Origin of the sequence: Azospirillum sp. A23 (assembly GCF_042938965.1) — a bacterium.
GTDB lineage: Bacteria > Pseudomonadota > Alphaproteobacteria > Azospirillales > Azospirillaceae > Azospirillum > Azospirillum melinis.
This window is the reverse complement of record NZ_CP170666.1, coordinates 583,767-603,736: the sequence shown is the minus strand read 5'-3', so window position 1 is coordinate 603,736 and position 19,970 is coordinate 583,767. Positions and strand designations below refer to the sequence as shown.

Annotated in this window: 17 protein-coding genes; 1 reads left to right on the top strand and 16 read right to left on the bottom strand. The window is 68.2% G+C overall.

Annotated features, from left to right (window positions below):
* The first annotated feature begins 1 nt into the window (after position 1).
* Positions 2 to 817 carry a polyphosphate kinase 2 family protein gene (locus ABNQ40_RS11740; RefSeq protein WP_247879704.1) on the top strand — a complete coding sequence of 272 codons (816 nt, stop codon included), beginning with the start codon at positions 2 to 4 and terminating at the stop codon, positions 815 to 817.
* A 77-nt stretch (positions 818 to 894) separates the two neighbouring features.
* Here ABNQ40_RS11740 and leuD read toward each other — a convergent pair whose 3' ends face one another.
* The 16 genes from leuD to ABNQ40_RS11660 form a co-directional block, all read right to left on the bottom strand.
* On the bottom strand, positions 895 to 1,533 hold the full coding sequence (gene leuD, locus ABNQ40_RS11735; RefSeq protein WP_109049099.1) for a 3-isopropylmalate dehydratase small subunit: 639 nt from the start codon (positions 1,531 to 1,533) through the stop codon (positions 895 to 897).
* A gap of 2 nt (positions 1,534 to 1,535) precedes the next feature.
* A complete protein-coding gene (gene leuC / locus ABNQ40_RS11730) occupies positions 1,536 to 2,957 on the bottom strand; it encodes a 3-isopropylmalate dehydratase large subunit (protein WP_109049100.1) in 1,422 nt (473 codons plus the stop codon).
* The gene (locus tag ABNQ40_RS11725; RefSeq protein ID WP_109049101.1) at positions 2,954 to 4,363 is read right to left on the bottom strand and encodes an FAD-dependent oxidoreductase; all 1,410 of its coding nucleotides are present in this window, start codon (positions 4,361 to 4,363) and stop codon (positions 2,954 to 2,956) included. Before ABNQ40_RS11725 ends, leuC begins: the two co-directional genes overlap by 4 nt.
* A complete protein-coding gene (locus ABNQ40_RS11720) occupies positions 4,360 to 4,974 on the bottom strand; it encodes a cysteine hydrolase family protein (protein ID WP_109049102.1) in 615 nt (204 codons plus the stop codon). The genes ABNQ40_RS11725 and ABNQ40_RS11720 overlap by 4 nt, the downstream gene beginning before the upstream one ends.
* On the bottom strand, positions 4,971 to 7,043 hold the full coding sequence (locus ABNQ40_RS11715; RefSeq protein ID WP_199235284.1) for a hydantoinase/oxoprolinase family protein: 2,073 nt from the start codon (positions 7,041 to 7,043) through the stop codon (positions 4,971 to 4,973). Before ABNQ40_RS11715 ends, ABNQ40_RS11720 begins: the two co-directional genes overlap by 4 nt.
* A 20-nt stretch (positions 7,044 to 7,063) precedes the next feature.
* Positions 7,064 to 8,809, bottom strand: coding sequence for a hydantoinase B/oxoprolinase family protein (locus ABNQ40_RS11710; RefSeq protein ID WP_109049103.1), 1,746 nt, complete (start codon positions 8,807 to 8,809; stop codon positions 7,064 to 7,066).
* Entirely contained in the window at positions 8,806 to 9,708 is a 903-nt protein-coding gene (locus ABNQ40_RS11705) for an oxaloacetate decarboxylase (RefSeq protein ID WP_109049104.1), read from the bottom strand. The genes ABNQ40_RS11710 and ABNQ40_RS11705 overlap by 4 nt, the downstream gene beginning before the upstream one ends.
* Before the next feature lies 1 nt (position 9,709).
* Positions 9,710 to 11,137: an MmgE/PrpD family protein gene (locus ABNQ40_RS11700; RefSeq protein ID WP_109049105.1), complete on the bottom strand. Its 1,428-nt coding sequence runs from the start codon at positions 11,135 to 11,137 to the stop codon at positions 9,710 to 9,712.
* 26 nt (positions 11,138 to 11,163) lie between these two features.
* The gene (locus ABNQ40_RS11695; protein WP_109049106.1) at positions 11,164 to 11,877 is read right to left on the bottom strand and encodes an ABC transporter ATP-binding protein; all 714 of its coding nucleotides are present in this window, start codon (positions 11,875 to 11,877) and stop codon (positions 11,164 to 11,166) included.
* Positions 11,870 to 12,616 carry an ABC transporter ATP-binding protein gene (locus ABNQ40_RS11690; protein WP_109049107.1) on the bottom strand — a complete coding sequence of 249 codons (747 nt, stop codon included), beginning with the start codon at positions 12,614 to 12,616 and terminating at the stop codon, positions 11,870 to 11,872. Before ABNQ40_RS11690 ends, ABNQ40_RS11695 begins: the two co-directional genes overlap by 8 nt.
* Positions 12,603 to 13,601 carry a branched-chain amino acid ABC transporter permease gene (locus ABNQ40_RS11685; RefSeq protein ID WP_109049108.1) on the bottom strand — a complete coding sequence of 333 codons (999 nt, stop codon included), beginning with the start codon at positions 13,599 to 13,601 and terminating at the stop codon, positions 12,603 to 12,605. The genes ABNQ40_RS11690 and ABNQ40_RS11685 overlap by 14 nt, the downstream gene beginning before the upstream one ends.
* The gene (locus ABNQ40_RS11680) at positions 13,598 to 14,470 is read right to left on the bottom strand and encodes a branched-chain amino acid ABC transporter permease (RefSeq protein WP_098738525.1); all 873 of its coding nucleotides are present in this window, start codon (positions 14,468 to 14,470) and stop codon (positions 13,598 to 13,600) included. The genes ABNQ40_RS11685 and ABNQ40_RS11680 overlap by 4 nt, the downstream gene beginning before the upstream one ends.
* 106 nt (positions 14,471 to 14,576) lie before the next feature.
* A complete protein-coding gene (locus tag ABNQ40_RS11675; protein ID WP_109049109.1) occupies positions 14,577 to 15,821 on the bottom strand; it encodes an ABC transporter substrate-binding protein in 1,245 nt (414 codons plus the stop codon).
* A gap of 5 nt (positions 15,822 to 15,826) precedes the next feature.
* Entirely contained in the window at positions 15,827 to 16,711 is an 885-nt protein-coding gene (locus ABNQ40_RS11670; RefSeq protein ID WP_109049110.1) for a GntR family transcriptional regulator, read from the bottom strand.
* A 236-nt stretch (positions 16,712 to 16,947) separates the two neighbouring features.
* Positions 16,948 to 17,445, bottom strand: a complete 498-nt coding sequence (locus tag ABNQ40_RS11665) for a BLUF domain-containing protein (RefSeq protein WP_158285553.1) — start codon at positions 17,443 to 17,445, stop codon at positions 16,948 to 16,950.
* Positions 17,446 to 17,638: 193 nt separating this feature from the next.
* Positions 17,639 to 19,960, bottom strand: coding sequence for a mechanosensitive ion channel domain-containing protein (locus ABNQ40_RS11660; RefSeq protein ID WP_109049112.1), 2,322 nt, complete (start codon positions 19,958 to 19,960; stop codon positions 17,639 to 17,641).
* Between the last annotated feature and the right edge of the window lie 10 nt (positions 19,961 to 19,970).

Genomic DNA, 19,970 nt, shown 5'->3' with positions numbered 1-19,970 from the left:
CATGGCCGAGAAGCCCGGCAAGGTCTCGAAAATCCGTCTCGGGAAACTGGACCAGGAGCAGGCGCGGATCGAGACGGCGGAGGAATATGACCGCCGACTCGGCAAGCTGCAGAAGGAGCTTCTGCACATCCAGCAGACCTATTGGCACGAGAAACGCCGCGCCATCGTGGTGTTCGAGGGCTGGGACGCGGCCGGCAAGGGCGGGGCCATTCGTCGCATGACCGAGCCGCTCGACCCCCGCGGCTTCCATGTCTGGCCGATCTCCGCCCCCACCGCGGACGAGCAGGGAAAGCATTACCTGTACCGCTTCTGGACCAAGCTGCCGGCGCCCGGCACCTTCGCGATCTTCGACCGGTCCTGGTACGGCCGCGTCATGGTCGAGCGGGTGGAGAAGTTCGCCACCAAGGACCAGTGGAAGCGCGCCTATGACGAGATCAACGAGTTCGAACGGCTGCTGACCGACGACGGCGTGCGCATCGTCAAGCTGTTCCTGCACATCACTCCGGAGGAGCAGCTGGAGCGCTTCCGCGAGCGGATGAAGAACCCCTACAAGCGCTGGAAACTGACCGAGGAGGATCTGCGCAACCGCGCCAAATGGGACGATTACGTCAAGGCGGCGGAGACGATGTTCGAACGCACCTCCACCACCAACGCGCCCTGGCATGCGGTGGAGGCGAACTCCAAATGGCATGCCCGCCTCAGGGTGCTGGAGATCGTCACCGCCGCCTTGAAGGAGGGTGTGAACATCGCCCCACCCCCCATCAACGGCAACGTCGCGAGAATCGCCGCCGAGGTTCTGGGGATAGAGGCGGAGTAAGATCCAGCCCCACATCCCCTCTCCCCCCGGGGAGAGGGTTAGGGTGAGGGGGACGCGCGGCGGGATTTCCCTGGAATTCAACCCTGTGCATCCCCCTCACCCCGGCCTTCTCCCCGGGGGAGAGAGGGGGGAATTACCCAGGGCCGCCGCTCCGCATCCGTCCGGTCGAAGGCGTCGATGGCGTCCTGCTGGCGCAGGGTCAGGGCGACGTCGTCCAGCCCTTCGACCAGACAGTCCTTCTTGAAGGGATCGATGGCGAAGGACAGCACCCGGCCATCCGGACCGGTCAGGCTCTGGGCCGGCAGGTCCACAGTGACGGTGGCACCCGGCGTCGCCTGCAACTGGCGGCGCAACAGTGCCACCGTCTCCTCCGGCAGGGTGACGGTCAGCAGGCCGTTCTTGGCGGCATTGGCCGCGAAGATGTCGCCGAAGCTGGGGGCGACGACGCAGCGGAATCCACCGTCCACCAGCGCATAGACAGCGCCCTCGCGCGAGGATCCGCAGCCGAAGTTGCGGTCGCTCACCAGAATGCGGGCGCCGGCATAGGCCGGGTCGTCCAGCGGGAATCCCGGCTTGCGCTCGTCATGGAACAGGAAGTTGCCATAGCCTGCGCTGCGCGGCTTCTTCAGGAAGCGGGCGGGCAGGAGCTGGTCGGTGTCGATGTTGGCGATGTCGAGCGGCACCGCCGGCGCGGTCAGCGTGACGAAGGGTTCCATCCTCAGGAAACTCCCAGCTTGCGAACATCGAGCTTTCTGACATCGGTGAGTTTGCCGGTCGCGGCGGCGGCGGCGGCCATCGCCGGGCTCATCAGATGGGTGCGGGCGTTCGGCCCCTGGCGACCGGGAAAGTTCCGGTTGGTGGTGGAGGCGCAGCGCTCCCCCGCCGGAACGAGGTCGCCGTTGATGCCGACGCACATCGAGCAGCCCGGTTCGCCCCATTCCAGCCCAGCGTCGATGAAGACCCGGTGCAGCCCTTCCGCCTCCGCCAACGTGCGCACCGGGACCGAGCCCGGAACCACCAGCCCCGGCACCGCCGCGCGACGGCCGCGCAGCACCGCGGCGGCGGCGCGCAGATCCTCCAGCCGGGCATTGGTGCAGGAGCCGATGAAGACGCGGTCGATGGCCACCTCCTCCAACGCCATGCCGGGGGTGAGGCCCATGTAATCCAGCATCTTGCGCATCTGGCCGGCGCGCACAGGATCTGCCTCAGCGGCGGGATCGGGAACGGCCGCCGTCACCGGAACCGCGGTTTCCGGGCTGGTCCCCCAGGTCACCGCCGGGGCGATGTCGGCGGCATCGAGCGTCACTTCGCGGTCGAAGACGGCGCTCGCGTCGCTGGGCAAGGTGCGCCAATGCTCCACCGCACGGTCGAACACATTCCCCTTGGGGGCGAAGGGCCGGCCCTCGATCCAGGAGAAGGTGGTGTCGTCCGGCGCGATCATGCCGGCCCGCGCCCCGGCCTCGATCGACATGTTGCAGACCGTCAGGCGGCCTTCCATCGACAGGGCACGGATGGCGCTGCCCGCATATTCGATGACATGGCCGGCGGCCCCGTCGGCGCCGATGACGGCGATCACCGCCAGGATCAGGTCCTTGGCCGTCACATACGGCCCCAGCACTCCGTCCACCGTGATGCGCATCGTCTTGGGCCGGCGCTGCCACAGGGTCTGGGTCGCCAGCACATGCGACACCTCGGTGGCGCCGATGCCGAAGGCCAGCGCGCCGAAGGCCCCGTGGGTCGAGGTGTGGCTGTCGCCGCAGACGATGGTCAGGCCGGGCAGCGTCAGCCCCTGTTCCGGCGCCAGCACATGGACGATGCCCTGGGCCGGATCGTGCAGGCCGAAATGGCGCAGGCCGTGGCGGCCGGCATTCGCCTCCAGCATCGTCACCATGTTGGCGATCTCGGGATCGGCAATCGGCCTGGACCGGCTGTGCGAGGGTACGTAATGGTCGGCGACGGCGAAGGTCAGCTCCGGCCGGCGCACCTTGCGGCCGGCATGGTCGATCATGCCGAAGGCGTGGAAGGACCCCTCATGCAGAAAATGGCGGTCGATGGCGAGCAAGGCCTGACCGTCCGGCCGGGTCGCCACGACATGGGCGTCCCAGACCTTCTCGAACAGGCTGCGTGGCTGTGCGGTCATTGGCTGGTTTCCTCACTAACGGCGCCCGCGGCGGCCATCCCGGCGATGCGTCCCAACGCCACCGCGGTCAGCAGGCCGTTGCCGGACAGGTAGCCGGACGCCTTGGACCCCGACACGCCGCAGGCAGCCCCGCCGGCGGCATAGAGGTTGGGCAACGGCGCTCCCATGGGATCGAGGACGCGGGCCTCGTCATCGACGACCAGCCCGCCCTGGGTGTGGAACAGCGCACCGGTGACGCGGACGGCACGGTAAGGAGCCGCCAGCGGGGCCGAGCCGGCGAAGTCGCGACCGAAGCCATCGGTTCCACCCTCCGCCTTCAGCCGGTCGATGTCGGCCAGCGTGGCGGCGAGGGCATTTGCGTCGATCTTCATCAGCCGGGCCAGTTCGGCCGGCGTGTCGGCGCTCAACACCGCGCCCATCGCCTCGGCCTGCCGGAAATCCTCGAACTGGCGGGCGATGGCGGCGATGCGCTCGTCGAAGACGGTCCAGGCGATGCCGTCCGGCTGGCGCAGCACCACCGCCGCCTGTTCCGAATAGCCCTGCGCCTCGTTGGAGAAGCGCCGCCCCTCCGCATTCACCTGCACGCCGCCCTCGGTGATGGTCGCCCAGGTGACGAGGATGCCGGCGGGATGAGCGACCGAGCCATGGCCCTGATGCCCCGACAAATGCCGGGTTGCCGCCCCCAGCGCCTCGCCCCACAGCAGCGCGTCGCCCTGGTTGCCGGGATGGCCGAAATAGAGCGCGTCGGCCAGTTCCGGCACATGCTGCCCGACCAGCGTCCTGTTCCCACCGTAGCCGTTGCAGGCAAGGATCAGCGCACCGCAGCCGACCCGCTCGACACTGCCGTCGGGCCGCGTGATCTCGACACCGCGAATCTGTGCGCCATCGGCATGGAGCGCGGTGACATGCGCCTCGCACAGCACGTCGATGCCGGCGGTTTCCACGGCACCGCGCAGCCGGTCGATCAGTTCCGCTCCCGACCGGCTGGGCAACCCATGCATGCGCCGGGCGCTATGTCCGGGATAGCTGAAATTGTCCACCACGGAAAACGGCAGGCCGTAACGGTCGGCAAGCCATTCCAGGGCCGGCCCGACCGCCTGGGCGACGCGGGCGACCTCAAGCGGGTCGGGCTCCCCTTTCGCCTTGGCGATGATGTCGGCGGCGAAGCGCTCCGGGCTGTCCTCGATTCCGGCATCGCGCTGCCAGCGGGTGCCCGGCGCCGGGATCAGTCCGGCCGACAGGGCCGTGGAGCCTTGCGGCAGGGCATCGCGCTCCAGCACCAGCACGCCGGCACCCCGCTCATGGGCGGCCAGTGCCGAGACCATTCCGGCCGCCCCGCCGCCGATCACGACGACGGGGACGGTGAACTCTAACTCGACGCCATCGGCGGGCAGGATGCGGCTCATGAGTTCGCCACCTCCTCCAGCATGGTTGCGACCGTCGCCACCCGGCAGACGGGGCGCATCGCGGCGACGGAAACCTCATGCACCTCCGGGCTGAAGGCGGCGCAGCCATCCTCCAGCAGGATGGTCTCGAAATCGCGGACATGGGCGTCGCGCACGGTCGAGGCGACGCCGCCATTGGTGACGATGCCGCAGACCAGCAGCCGCTCCACCCCGCATTTCGCCAGCACCCATTCCAGCCGTGACATGTAGAAGGCGGAATAGGCGATTTTCTCCACCTCGACATCGACGGGCTGGAGCGCATCCACCGTGCGGTGACCCCAGCTTCCGGGCTGGAAATCGCCCTTCGCCAGGAAGGGCCGCAGCGACTTCAGATGAGGCGAGATCATCGGCTCGCCGCCGCGGCCCGGCACCAGGGTGAAGTTGGTGGAGATCACCCAGCCGCCACGCGAGCGCAGCAGATCGGCCAGCGGCTTCACCCGCTCCGGCAGCGCCGCAATCTCCGCCGCCGTCTGTCCGGCGCGGCCATAGGCGCCGTCGGGATGCAGGAAGTCGTTCTGGAGGTCGCAGACCAGCAGGGCGGTGCGCTCGACCGGGATGACGCCAGCGCTCATCGGGCGCTCCTTTCCACGATGACATTGCCGAAGCCGTCGACACGGGCGGACAGGTCGGGGTCGATGACGGTGGTGGCATCCGGCTGCTCAAGGATCGCCGGGCCCTGGATGACGGCACCGACCGGCAGGTCCAGCCGGTTGTAGACGGCGGTCTCGTGCCAAGCCCCGTCGAACCACACCGGCCGCGACCCGGCATAGGCGCCCTCCACCGTGGTTCCGGCGGCCGGAGCCAGGGCGGAGAGATCGAAATGCGGACGGCGGCCGATGGCGGCGGTGCGCAGATTGACGATCTTTGCGCCCACCCCCGGCAGCAGACGGCTGAAGGACGCCTGATAGGCGCGCTCGAAGGCGGCGCGGATGGTCGCCTCGTCGATCCCCGTGCTGCCGTTCTCCACCGACACCGGCAGCGGCACGGCGACCGTGTGGGTCTGGCCGATGTAGTGCATGTCGAGTTCGAAGACGAGGTCGATGCGCTCGACGCTGAGACCGGCGGACTCCACCACGGCGCGGGCGGCGGCGGCCTCCTCGACCATGCGGCGGTCGAGCGAGCGTGCGTCGATGCCAGCCAGCGGCAGATTGACCGTCTGCACCTGATCGTGGCGGATGTCGGCGATGACGCAGCCGAGCGCCGAGGTCACGCCGGGGAAGCGCGGCACCAACGCCGCCTTCAAGCCGACCTCCTTGATCAGCGCGCCGACATGCAGCGCCCCGCCGCCGCCGAAGGGCACGGCGGCGAACTTGGCCGGATCGTGGCCGCGCTCGATGGAGACGAGACGGATGGCGCCGGCCATCTTGCTGTTGGCGATGCGCACCACGGCTTCCGCCGCCGCCATGACATCGAGGCCGAGCGGCCCGGCGACATGGGTGGCGATGGCCGTGCGGGCGGCATCGACGTCCAGCCGCGCCAGCTTGCCGCCGATGGGACGTTCGGCATTGATGCGGCCGAGCAGGACATTGGCGTCGGTCAGGGTCGGGCGGGTGTTGCCCTGGCCGTAGCAGACCGGCCCCGGCCTGGAGCCGGCGCTCTCCGGCCCGACCTGGAGCATGCCGCCGGGATCGACCCCGGCGATGGAGCCGCCGCCTGCACCGATGGTGGTGATCTCGATCATCGGGGTGCGGACGACCAGACCGAAATCGATGGTGGTCTGGGCCGCCAACATGGTCTGCCCTTCCACCACCAGCGACACGTCGAAGCTGGTGCCGCCGAGGTCGCCGGTGATGACGTTGGGAAAGCCCGCCGCCTTGGAGATCGCCGCCGCGGCGATCACGCCGGCCGCCGGTCCCGACAGGGCGGTGCGCACCGGCAGCCGCCGCGCGGTGTCGGTGGACATCACGCCGCCGTTCGACTGCACGATGTGGAAGCGTCCGCCGAACCCTTCGCCGGCCAGCGCGTTGTCGAGCTTGGCGAGATAGCTGCCGACCACCGGCTGGAGATAGGCGTTGAGCGCGGTGGTCGAGGTGCGCTCGAACTCGCGGATTTCCGGCAGGATGCGGGAGGAACATTCAAGATTGGCGTTCGGCCAGACCTCGCGCGCCGCCTCCAACGCCGCCAGCTCGTTGGCCGGGTTGGCGTAGGCATTGATGAAGACGATGGCGAGCGCCTCCGCCCCCTGGTCGGCCAGCCGGCGGGCGCAAGCGCGCACCTCCTCCGGGTCGATTCCGGTGCGGATGGTACCATCGGCCAGCGTGCGTTCCGCCACCTCCAGCCGCATGTCGCGGTCGACGACGGGGACGAAATCGCCCCACAGGCCCCAGGTGTGGCGGCGGTCGCGGCGGCGCATCTCCAGCACGTCGCGGAAGCCGGCGGTGGTGATCAGCCCGACCTTCGCGCCCTTGCGCTCCAGCAATGCGTTGGTGCCGACGGTGGTGCCGTGGACGATGGAGCCCAGTTCCGCCACCGGGCCGAAGCTCTGCAAACCGGCCAGGAAGCCGACCGCCTCGTCACCACGGTTGGACGGGACCTTGGCGGTGCGGAAGCTGCCGCGCGCCTCGTCGTAATGGAACAGGTCGGTGAAGGTGCCGCCGACATCGACGCCGACGATTGCGCCCTTGGAAATACCGTTGCTCATGGTCTTGGATCCCGGAATCGTCAGGCGGCGGAGGATTCGCGCAAGGTCGCGGTGGCGGCGATGTCGAGCGCGCCGTCGTCGGTCAGCGCCACGCCATAGGCGCTGTGCGCCGCGTCACGGCCGAGGTAGCCGAGCCGCACGTCGCGGGCGACAGCCTCCGCATCGCGCCGCTTCGGGTCGCCCCAGCCGCCGCCGCCCGGCGTCTCCAGCCTCACGCGCTGGCCGTCGCGGATCTTCACGTCGGTGACCTTGGAGGCGAGCGGCGGCGACTTCTCGCCCTCGTCGCTCTGCCAGGTGAAGCGGTTCAGCGCCGCCGGGGTGCCACCGGCGACACCAAAGGGCGCGAAGACGCCGCGCTCGCCCAGCAGGAAGACGTCGGCGTCGGTCAGCGCCTCGATCTCGTAGACGGCCCCCAACCCACCGCGATGCAGGCCGGCACCGGCGGAGTCCGGGCGCAGAGCCCATTGGGTGAACATCACCGGATAGGCGGCTTCGAGGATTTCCACCGGCGGGATGGTGGCGGTGGAGATCGGGTTGTTGGCGTGGTTCAGCCCGTCCGTCTCCGGATTGCCGCCCAGGCCGCCGCCGAAGAAGGAGAACATCACCCAACGCGAGCCGTCCTTGCGGTGGCCGGCCAGCGACAGCGCGTTGATGGTGCCGAAGGGTGCGGCGGTGGCACGGGCCGGATCGGCGAGCGCCAGCGCGCCGAACACCACGCCGATGACGCGCAGGATGGTTTCGGTATAGCCGCCGACCGGCTTCGGCGGCTTCACCGCCAGCAGCGTGCTTTCCGGAATGACGAAGGTGATCGGGTTGAGGCAGCCGGCATTGGCCGGCACGTCGGTGAAGACATGCTTCAGCGCGACGTAGCAGCAGGCAACCGCGGTGGAATAGGCGATGTTCAGCGGCCCGGCGCAGGGGGCCGACGACCGCGAAAAGTCCAGCGTCATCCGGTCGCCGGCAATCGTCAGGTCCAGCGCGATGAGCAGCCGGTCCGCCGTGATGCCGTCATTGTCGAGATAATCCTCGAAGCTGTAGACGCCGTCCGGCAGCTTGGACACGGCGCTGCGCATCAGCGCGTCGGCCCGCGCGGTGAAGGCGTCGAAGGCGGCGGCGACCGTCTCCTCGCCATGCTCGTCCAGCAGCTCGGTCAGGCGGCGCACGCCCAGATCCAGCGCATTCAGCTGGCCGTTGAGGTCGCCGTAATTCGACACCGGCACACGGGAATTGGCGGCGAGGATCGCCAGCAGGTCGTGGTTCATCGCGCCCGCCTTGACCAGCTTCACCGGCGGAATGCGGACGCCCTCCTGGAAGCTGTCGGTGGCGCGGGCGTTGAAGTTGCCCGGCACATTGCCGCCGATGTCGAGCCAGTGACCGACCGACGCCATCCAGCAGAACAGCTTTCCCTGCCGGAAGATCGGCCGCACCAGACGGAAGTCGTTCAGGTGGGTGCCGCCGTCATAGGGATCGTTGAACAGGAAGATGTCGTCCGGGTGGAGGTCGCCCTCTTTCGCCACCTTGTCGATCACCGCCTTGACCGCGAAGGCCATGGCGCCGACGAAGATCGGCAGGCCGTTGGTGCCCTGCACCAGCGTGGCGCCGGTCTCGGCATGGTAGAGGCCGTGGCAGGCGTCGCGCGCCTCGGCGATAATCGGGTTGAAGGCGGAGCGGTAGAGCGTCGCATCCATCTCGTCGGCGATCTGCTCCAGCCGGCCCTTCAGGACGGCCAGCGTGACGGGGTCGATTGCGGTGGTTCTGGTGGTCATGCTGCGTCCTCCCGCTTGGCGGGGCCAAAGTCCTTATAGGTTTCGCCGAGCGCCAGCATCTCCGGCGTACCGATCAGGTCGTTCAGCGCGTTGAAGTCGAACATACGGTCACGGAAGGGCTGGGTGGTGCCGTGCTGCGCCAGCGAGCCGTAATAGTCCTGCGCTTGCCGAGCGAGCGCTCGCACGATTCCGCCGGGGAAGATCACCAGCCGGTAGCCCAGCTCGGCCAGATCGGCGGCGGAGCTGATCGGCGTCTGCCCACCCTCCACCATGTTGGCAAGCAGCGGACGGATGCCGCCCAGGTCGGTGGCGATGGCGGACAGCTGCTCGCGGCTTTTAGGCGCCTCGACGAACAGCACGTCGGCCCCGGCCTCGACATAAAGGCGGGCGCGGTCGAGGGCGGCCGAAACGCCTTCCACCGCCACCGCATCGGTGCGGGCGACGATGAGCGTGCCTTCGCTGGCGCGGGCATCGACCGCCGCCTTGATCTTGCCGGCCATCTCGCCGGCCGGGATCACCGCCTTGTCGGTCAGGTGGCCGCAGCGCTTGGGAAAGCTCTGGTCCTCAAGCTGCAACGCGGTGGCGCCGGCGCGCTCGAACATGCGCACGGTGCGCTGCACGTTGAGCGCGTTGCCGTAGCCGGTGTCGGCATCGACGATCAGCGGCGTCGGCACGCGGTCGCGCACCAGGGCGATGGTGTCGGCCACCTCGCTGACCGAAACCAGCCCGATGTCGGGACGGCCCAGCCGGGTGTAGGCGATGGCCGCACCGGACAAATACAGCGCCTCGAAACCGGCGGCGGTGGCCATCGACGCGGTGAACGCGTCATAGACGCCGGGAGCCAGCACGACGCGGTTTTCGGAAAGCCGCTGTTTGAAGCTGAGGTCGGGCATGGTCATCTCAGACGCTCCCCCCGGCGGCGGCAGGCGCCGACAGAAGCCGGGTCAGGGTTGAAAGATCGGCCGCGCGGTCGATGGACTCGACGCAGTCGGCGATGGCGGCGGCGTGCGAAGCGCCCCAGACCGGGCCGGCAAGTTCGGCGAACTTCGCCCGCACCTCGTCGGGGCTGTAGGGATCCTCGGTGTCGCCCTTGTTGGTCAGCGCCTCCGCCGCGAAGCTGCGGCCATCGGCGAGCGTCAGGCGGACGCGGGCCGGGCGCAGTCCGGGAAGGCGGGCGGTCAGGCCGACATCTTCGCGCACCGTCACCCGGCGGGCGAGATCGCGGGTGGCCTGGGCCTGCCGGGCCTCGTCGCGGAAGGCGTCGGGCGTCGCCGCCCCGTTGGCGAGGAAGGTCGCCAGCGCGAAGGGCAGCGAGAATTTCGCCGCCAGCATGTTCTTCGGTTCTGGCCCATTCAGCTGGGCGGCCCAGACATAGGTGTCGACCTCGATGGAGGCGACCTGCTCCGGCGCGATCCGCCCGCCGGCCTGCGCCACAATCTCCCCCAGCGCATCGAGCGCGCCGTGCGTGTAGCGGCAGGCGGCGTGGCGCTTGAAGTAGTTGCGGGCGATCTCCCAGCGCTCGCCCAGTTCGTCGATCATCAGGTCCGGCCGGAAATCGCGGGCGATGACGCCGCCGAACACGCTGCCCACCCCGTCGGTCTCGCCGATGATGCCGCTGGCCGCCAGATCCCAGGCGGTCAGGCCCAGCTGGTTCGACACGCCGGCATAGGCGTTGCGCACGGTGCCGCCCTCCAGCATCGTCCGCCGGCTGGTGGCGAGACCGAGGGTGGAGGCGATGTTGATCGTCTCGATCATCGCCGCCGCGTCGGCCCGGTTCAGGTGCGCCACCGCCAGCGCCGCGCCCGCCGTGCCCCAGGTGCCGTGCGGGTGTGTGGTGACCAGCAGCTTGGCGGCGATGCCGATGCGCGAGCCGATCTCGTACCCCAGCGCCAGCGCGGTCAGCAGATCGGCACCGGAGGAGGTCAGCCGCGGCCCGGCGGCCAGCACCGCCGGCAGCACATGGATCCCCGGATGGCCGCGGGCATACTGGTTGCCCTCGTCCAGCTCCAGCATGGTCCCGGCGAGGCCGTTGAGGAAGGCGGCCGAGCCGGCGGGGAAGCCATGGCCCGAACCGATGGCCGGGCAATCCCCGGCACCGGCGGTCCGGGCCATCCGGCCGACCAGCGCGCGGCATTCCGGTTCCTGCATGCCGACGGCGATCACGCCGATGCAGTCGAGCAGCACCAGCTTGGCCCGCTCCACCACCGGGGCCGGCAGGTCGGCGAAGGTCAGGCCGGCGGCGAAGGCGCCCCAGCGGTCGAGCCAGGAGGGGCGGGCGGCGGCGAGCAGCTCGCTCGCCGGCTTCACGTCGAAGGACAGGCTTGTCATGTCACCGCTCCCAGGCGGACGGCCCCTCAGAGGCCGAGATAGGTGCGTTTCAGTTCGGGGTCGCGCGCGATCTCGTCGGACGGTCCCGACAGCGCGAAGACGCCGTTCTCAAGGATGTAGGCCCGGCGGGCGACCTCCAGCGACTGTACGACGTTCTGCTCCACCAGCAGGATCGCCAGCCCGTCGGCATTCAGCCTGCGGATCAGCCCGAACATCTCCTCCACCACCAGGGGCGAAAGGCCGAGCGACGGCTCGTCGAGGATCAGCAGCAGCGGCTCGGCCATCATGCCGCGGCCGATGGCCAGCATCTGCTGCTCGCCGCCGGACAGGGTTCCGGCGAACTGCGCCTCGCGCTCCTTCAAACGGGGGAAGGTCGCGAAGATGCGCTCCAGGTTCCGTGCCCGGTTCGGCTTGCCGCGGCGGTAGCTGCCGAGTTCCAGATTTTCGCGGATCGACAGGTTGGGGAAGATCTTGCGGCCTTCCGGCACCTGGATCAGCCCTTCTTCCACGATACGCGCGGCGGATTTGCCGTCGATGCGGGTGCCGCCGAAGCGGATCTCCCCTGTCCAGGGCGGCAGCACGCCCGACAGCACCTTGTTCAGCGTCGTCTTGCCGACGCCGTTGGAACCCAGCACCGTGACGATCTCGCCGGCATGGACGGCCATGTCGATCCCGCGCAGCACCTCGGTGGCGCCATAGCCGGTCTTCAACCCGCGGATTTCCAATAGCTGTTCAGCCATGTGCCGCCCCCTCCGCCTTCAGCCGGGCGGCGGCGCCGTGGCCGAGATAGGCCTCGATCACGCGGGCATCGGCACAGACGACGGCGGGCGGCCCCTCCGCGATCATGCGGCCCTGTGCCAGCACATAGACGCGCTCGCACAGGTTCATCACCGCCTGCATGACGTGTTCGATCATCAGGATCGTCACCCCTTCGTCGCGGATGCTCCGGATCACCGGGATGATGTCGCGGATCTCCGACGGGTTCAGCCCGGCCAGCACCTCGTCCAGCAGCAGCAGCTTCGGCTCGGTGGCGAGCGCGCGGGCCAGCTCAAGCCGCTTGCGCCCGGCCACTGTCAGCCCGCCGGCTGGTCGGTCAAGCTCGGCACCCAGCCCGACGCGGCGCGCCACGTCGCGCGCCTTGGCGGTGGCGTCGGCGCGTCTGGCATGGCGCAGATAAGCGCCGACCGCGATGTTCTCGCACACCGTCAGCCCGGCGAAGGGCTGGACGATCTGGAAGGTGCGGCCGATGCCACGCTCGGCCCGGCGGTGCGGCTCCTCGGCGGTGATGTCGGTGCCCTCGAAACGGATGCGTCCGTCGGTCGGGGCGACGAAGCCGGAGATCATCGAGAACAAAGTGGTCTTACCGGCACCGTTCGGGCCGATCAGCCCGACGATGCCGCCGGGTTGCAGCGACAGCGTGGCGCTGTCCACCGCCATCAGCCCGCCGAACCTCTTGGAGACGCCATCAACGGCCAGCATGGGAAACCTCCTTGGGTCCGCGCGTGACCATCCCGCGGCCGCGGTCGCGCAGCCGTTCCAGCAGGCCCAGGATGCCGCCGCGGGCAAAGGCCACGGCCAGCACCAGCACGCCGCCGAAGACGATCAGGTCGATGCCGGGGATGCGGCCGGCGAACTGCTTGGCGACCTCGCCCAGCCCGTGCAGGGTCAGCGCCCCCACCACCGGGCCGAAGACGGTGCCGACGCCGCCGATGATCGGGGCCAGCAGAAGCTCCACCGAAATCCAGCTGCCATAGGCGATGTTGGCGTCGATGTAGAGGAAGTATTGGGCATAAAGGCAGCCGGACAGCGCCGTCACCCCACCCGACAGGGCGATGGCGCGCAGCTTCACCGTCAGGGAATTGACGCCCAACGCCTTGGCCGCGTCCTCGTTCTCGCGCACCGCCACCAGTTGCGCCCCGAAGCGGGAGCGCTGGATCCAGCGCGTCAGCAGCAGCACTGCGGCAACGAAGGCCAGCACCAGCCAGTAGAAGACGGCGCGGTCGTCGAATTGCAGGTTGGCGGCACGGACATCCAGCTTGATCAGCATCCCCGCCGCACCGCCGGTGAACGACGCGGCATTGGCGAGGATGCGGAACACCTCGGCGAAAGCCAGCGTCACCAGCGCGAAGTAGGAGCCGCGCAGTCCCGACCGGAAGCTGAGGAAGCCGATGACCCAGCCGACCGCCGCACCGGCCGCCACGGCCAGCACCAGACCGGCCCAGGCGTTGACGCCGTAGCGCACTTGCAGGATCGCCGTCACATAGGCGCCGGTGCCGAAGAAGGCGGCATGACCGAAGCTGAACTGGCCGCCGAAGCCGCCCAGGATGTTCCAGCCCTGCGCGCCCAGCGCCACGATCAGCATGAAGACCAGGAAGTTCAGCACCGGGCTGGAGGTCACCACCAGCGGCAGCAGCGCCGCCAGGAGGGTGAGGACGGCGATCGGGATCAGGTCGCGCGCGGTCATGCCTTGGCTCCGAACAGTCCGGTCGGCCGCACCAGCAGCACGGCGATGAAGATCAGGAAGATGCCGATCTGGCCCAGGCTGTCGCCCAGGAACAGGCCGCACAGGCTCTCCACCACGCCGATGAACAGGCCGCCCAGCAGCGCGCCGGGCAGCGAGCCCATGCCGCCCAGCACCACCACGGTGAAGGCGACCAGCACGAAGGCGCCGCCGATGCGCGGGTTGACGTAGAAGGTCGGCATCAGCAGCCCCGCCGCGACGGCAAGACAGGCGCAGCCCAGGCCGAAGGTGACGGCATAGACATGCGGCACGTCGATGCCGACCAGATTGGCGCCGAGCTTTTCCTTGGCGACCGCGCGGATGGCCTTGCCGGTGTCGGTGCGGTTCAGAACCAGCCACAAGAGGCCGGTGACCACCACGGCGACGCCCAGCCCGATCAGCCGCGGGTAGCTGAGCAGCAGCGGCCCCAAGGCCACCACCTGAAAGGAATAGTCGGTGTCGAGCGTGCGGGTGTCGGACTGGAACACCGCCAGCAGCACATTCTCCAACACGATGGACAGGCCAAGCGTGACCAGCAGGATGTTGCCGTCGTCGCCATGGCTGGCCGGCCCGATGACGAAGCGCTGCAGGCCATAGCCGAGCACGAACATCAGCGGCACCAGCGGCAGGATGGCCAGATAAGGGTCCATTCCCAACCACGCCCAGGCGATCCAGACCGCGAACATGGCGCAGGTCAGAAGCGCGCCATGGGCGAAGTTGATGATGTGGAGCACGCCGTAGATCAGGGTCAGGCCGAGCGCGATCAGGGCATAGACCGCACCGGTCATCAGACCGTTCAGCGCCGCTTCCAGGATGATCTGAGGTGAATACATGGCAGCCCGCGCATGAGGGGAATGGTCCCTCACCCGCGCCGGGTCGGTCGGCTCGCGGCGACCCGGACGGATGGGGGAATGCGGAGGTGCGACGGCGAAAAACGGATCAGGCCGCCGGGAAGTTGGCCTTCGCCTCGGCGAATGCTTCAGGGAAGATCGCCTTGATGTCCTCACCCTGGATCTGGGTGTTGATCGGGGTGGCGCCCTCGTTCTGGCCGTTGACGAACTTGGTCGGGCCGTAGGGCATGATATGGCCGGCGAAGGTGGAGGCGTTCAGCGCCTCGATGATCTTCTTGCGGTCGGTCGAGCCTGCGCGCTCGATGGCGTCGGCCAGCAGCAGGACGTTCGAATAGTTCAGCGAGACATTATAGGCGAAGGACTTGCCCTGCCCTTCCACCGCCTTGCGGAGCGCCAGCGCCTTCGGGTTCTTCGGATCGTGCCAGTGGTTGCAGTCGATGACGTTTTGGGCAGCCTGCGGGAATTCCTTGACGAAACGTCCGTTCGACGCCGCCCCGCCCAGGATGGCATAGATGCCCTTCGGCTTGATCCGCTGCTGCTGCATGGTGCGGGCGAGCAGCACGAACTCGCCATAGTAATTGGACGGGATCACCAGATCGGGGTTCAGCGAGCGGATGCGCAGAGCCACGTTGGACATGTCGCGCGCCGGGGTCGGGTGGGCGATGGTCTCCAGAATCTCGAAGCCGCGCTTGGGCAGTTCGCTTTGCAGCAGCTTGGCGAGGCCGGAGCCGAACAGCCCGTCCTCATGCACCAGCACCACAGTCTTGGCCGGCTTGCCCGCCTTGTCGTTGATGGCGGTCAGGTTGTCGAGCGCCACCTGGGTGACCTTGCCGAAGCCGGGGCTGAAGCGGAAGGTGTTGGTCAGGCCGCGCGACATGATCTGGTCCGATACGCCGACATCGACCAGATAGGGCAGATCGTAGCGTGCAGCCGCCTGCGAGGCGGCAAGGCAGATCGGGCTGGCGAAGCCGCCGACGATGGCGGACACGCCTTCGGCCTGCATGCGCTCGACCTCCTGCGTGCCGGCTTCGGGGGTCGAGCGGGCGTCGCCGAACAGCATTTCCAGCTTGGCGCCGCCCAGCGACTTGATGCCGCCGGCCGCGTTGATCTCGTTGATCGCCATCTCCGCACCGGCCCGGCCGAGGTCGCCGTCATGGGCCAGCGCCCCGGTCACCGGCTGGAGGATGCCGATCTTCACCCCCGGGGTCTGCGCCCGCAGGACCGAAGGGGCGGCAAACGGCAGCGCGGTGACGGCGGCGGCCGCGGCACCGGCCTTCAAAACCGTGCGGCGGGAAATGCCGGCGAGGGTGGAGTCCTGAACCGAACGTCCCATAACGCTCAACTCCTCTGTTTGATGACCCGCGGGGTGCGGGTGGGCTTTTCGCCCGATTTGCTTTTCTCGGATTTGCTTTTGTCGGTCTTGGTCTTGTCAGCCCTGTTCTTGTCGGCAGCGCGCGGCCAGCCGAGCGCCGGGCTCCAGCGCCGTTCGCCGTCGCTGCCGGTGCGCACCAGATCCATGTGGAAGCTGTAGCGGTCGGGCCGGTACAGCGCGTGGAGATGTTCCACGCCGCGGCCCGACGGCTCGTAGACGATGCGGGTCAGGGTCAGCAGCGGCGAGCCGATCTCCAGATCCAGCGCCGCCGCCGCTTCCGGACCGGCCAGCGTGGCGTTGATCGCCTGGGTCGCGCGTTCCGTCGTCACGCCCGACCGTTCGATCAGTTCCAGCAGCGGGCGCGCTGCCAGTTCCGCCTCCGAATAGGTCAGGCCGATCCATTCCGGCACATGGGTGGTCAGGTAGGAGAAAGGCTCCCCGTCGATCAGGCGCACGCGCACCGACCGCTGCGCCCGCTCGCCGGGTTTCAGGCCCAGGCTTTCGGCAATCGATTCAGGCGGCACGCCATAACCGAAGGACAGCAGCCTGACGTCGGTGCTGCGGCCCATGTCGATCAGGTGCGACAGCACATTGGACAGGTCGGCAACGATGGGCCGGACGGTGCGCGTGTCGTGGACGAAGGTGCCGGACCCCGCTTTGCGCTGCACCAGCCCTTCCTTGTCCAGAAGGTCCAGCGCCCGGCGCACGGTGACGCGGGACACGGCATGTTCGGCGGCCAGAGCCGGTTCGCCCGGCAGGCGCGCGCCCGGCGGCAGTTCGCCGGCGACGATGCGGTCGCGCAGCAGCAGATAGATCCTGCGAGCCTTCAGGGGTTCGACCGCCGACTTCACAGCACTCCGCCTCCCCTTCCACCGGACACCGTCCCACCGGGACCCAATGCTGTCCATTCATCAGACAGGAACCTGTATGATGGATAATACAGCTTTGGTCAACAGCGTTGTTGGGGGCGCGAACGATCATGGTTGGCACCCTAGGCCATTTTTCGGGGCGGGCCGGAGGATCCGATTGAGCGGAAAGCTGTGAGAGCGCCACTCAGGCACACGCGGCAGTGCGGAAAGTCTTCCCGTCAGCGCCGGAACATGTGCCCGATCCGCGGGATGCGTCCCGATCTGCCGTTCGTCGAAACCGGCACGATATTGGCTCGTGAACAGGCGTAACGGTACGCCACGGCAAGCAGCCCGACGGCGAAGGTCGGTTCCAGCGCCTGGCGGGACAGCATCCCGTCACAGGAGAAGTCCGACCGGAACACCGTTTGCCAGAACGCATCGTCATCCAGGAACATGACGTTCATCGCCCATGTCCCGAACCGTCGCCGCTCAATATCTTTTTCGCAAAACACGACCTCCACATTGTCGTGACGCACGTCTCGACGAATGCGGTCGAATGTTACGTCGACCGCCCGGGTGTCTCCTTCCAGCGACGCGATGAACACCCCGCCGCATTCGACCATGAAGCCGGTGACTCCGGCCTCCCGGTTGTTCCTGGCAGCGTTCAAGCACAATCTTTGAATGTCGGTGTAGGTCAGCAACTGTGTCAACCGGCTACGAAAAGCGATCTGCAGCATGCCCGTTGTCTCCATCGGAGAAAGCCTTAACCATCGGGACACTGATCTCCATTTTAAACTATTCTAACTCTTAGCGCTGATGCTGCGCAAAAAAGAAACATACCCTTCTATGCAGGCTCGACATCGAATCGCGGTAAGCGACGCGCTCTTTCGGTCAGTGGTCGCGATCCAAATTCCTGTGCGCGGCGAGGCTTCACTCAGCCGCTTCGCCGTAAGCGTTTGCCTTGGGCATTCCATTCGGTGCCATGTGCAGGATGCGTTGCGGGAACGGGATGGCGATCCCCAGTTCGCCGAACCGCTTCTTCATGCGGCCGTTGAACTCTCGACCGACAGTCCATTGCTGGATCGGCAGGGTCTTGATCCGCGCCTTGACCAGTACAGCGGATTCCTGGAATGCGTCGATGCCCAGTACCTCCAGCGGCTCGAGGATCAGGGGCGCGAAGCGCGGATCGGCGCGCATCCCCGCCCCGATCTCGTGCAGAACCGACACGACGCGGTCGACATTCTCGCGATAGGCCACGGTGACGTCGAAGACGTAATAGCTGAAGTCCTTGGTCATGTTGGAAATGCTGGTCACCGCACTGAACGGCACCGTGTGCACCGTTCCGTCGAAATCGCGCAGGCGGATTGTGCGAATGGTGATGCCCTCCACCAGACCGCCCTTGCCGCCGACATTCACCACATCGCCGACCGAGATGGTGTCCTCGAACAGGATGAACAGGCCGGTGATGACGTCCTTCACCAGCGTCTGCGCGCCGAAGCCGACGGCAAGGCCGACAACGCCGGCACCGGCCAGCAGCGGCCCGATGTCCAGCCCCAGTTCCGACAGGGCGATCAGCGTCACGAAGGTGGTCAGCAGCACCATCAGCGCATTGCGCAGCAGCGGCAGCAGCGTGCGGATGCGGGCGCTGCGCTGGATGGTGTGGCCGTTGCGGTCGGTGGTGGCGAGGTTCCGCTCAATGACGGCGTTCGTCAGTTCCCACACCGCGAGCGCGATGCCGGCCACCAGCAGGATGGCAAGGCTCGAGGCGACGAACCGCCAGCCCAGGGCGGTTTCAACCGCCCCCCGGATGTCCAGCCCCCAGGCATCCAGCACCACCAGAGCGGTCAAAACTGCGACCGACCAGTGCAGCAGCCGGGTGCCCGGCCCGACATAGCGCTTTATCCGTTGCTCGCCCCAGGTCGAGCGCTGGCGATCCAACCGCCGCCGCAGTGCCGCGGAGCCCTGGGCGATCCCGCGACCAACGATCCGGGCGATGGCGATCACCGCCATCGACACGGCGGTTGCCCGCAGGACGAACAACAGCCCTCCCTCGACCTCCAGCGCCCAGATGCCGAACAACGCGACGATGTAGAGGATGGCAACTGCATGCCAGACATTGGCCAGACGCCGTCCGGCCGCGCGCAGAAGGCGGCCGGGGCGCGTGGTCCTCGTCGCGTGCGCTCCCCCCTGCTCCTGATCCGGAACCGACGGGGCGGCCGAAATCTCCCCGCGCAGCCAGGACGCGACGGCGACGCGGCTTTGCAGGACAAGCGCGGTCAGCATGACGGCATCGGCAAGCCCGACCAGCTTCACCAGCGTGTCGTAGGACTGTTCCGGCAGCCCGAGCGTGCGCACGGTCCCGGCTGCGAACAGGCCGTAGACGGTGGTGGCGGCGATGGCCCGGCTCCACATCAGGAGACGCCGTGCCGATGCGTCGCTCATCGGGATAAGCCGCAGGTTGGTGGAGCGCGGCGACAACAGCCCGCGCATCACCAGAAGCACGACCTGCACGAACAGGCTGGCGTTCAGGAAGGCGACCCCGAGCAACCGCACCGTCGCCGGCGGGTCGATCAGCACCAGAACGCCGAAGCCGGCAAAGGCGAAGGCGGCGATGGGTGCCAGATCCATCAGGGCGCGGACCAGCAGCAAGGGGATCTTGGCGATGGCAGACTGGAAGGGCCGTGCCGCCAGGATCGACCGCGGCCGGCTCAATAGCCGGATCGTGATCAGCCTGATGCTGTGCCCGGCGACAAGGACAAGGGCGAGTTCGGCGAACAGCCAGGCCCAGGTCGCGCGCTTGGCCGGGTCCAGCGCCTGCCGCTGCAGCCAGCGCATCCCCTGCGGCGCGGCCAGCACCACCTCACCGGTCGTCCGGACCTCCTCCCCCAGATTGTCCAGCCGTGCCGTCAGCACCGTCAGCAGGCGCGTGCCGAGGCGCTCGGTATCGCGCTCGGGCTTAGTGGCCTGTTCGACCTGCTGCAATGCCTTCAGCTGCTCCAGCAATTCCTCGCGCTTGGCCGGGTTCTCCAACGAATCGACCAGACGGCCGATCTCCTTTGGGTTCGGGGCCGGGTCCGGCGCCGAGGCCGCTGCCGGGGCCGACGTCGTCAGCGGCGACTGCGCGACGGCGGAGCCGGCCGCCGCGAGGATGGAAATGCCGATGGCGAGAAGGCAAAGAAGGAGAATGACGGCATGGCGCCCCGTTCGGCGGCGGTCAGCTGGCGCTTGCGCGCTGCGTTCGGCAAAAACCATAGGCTCCAGA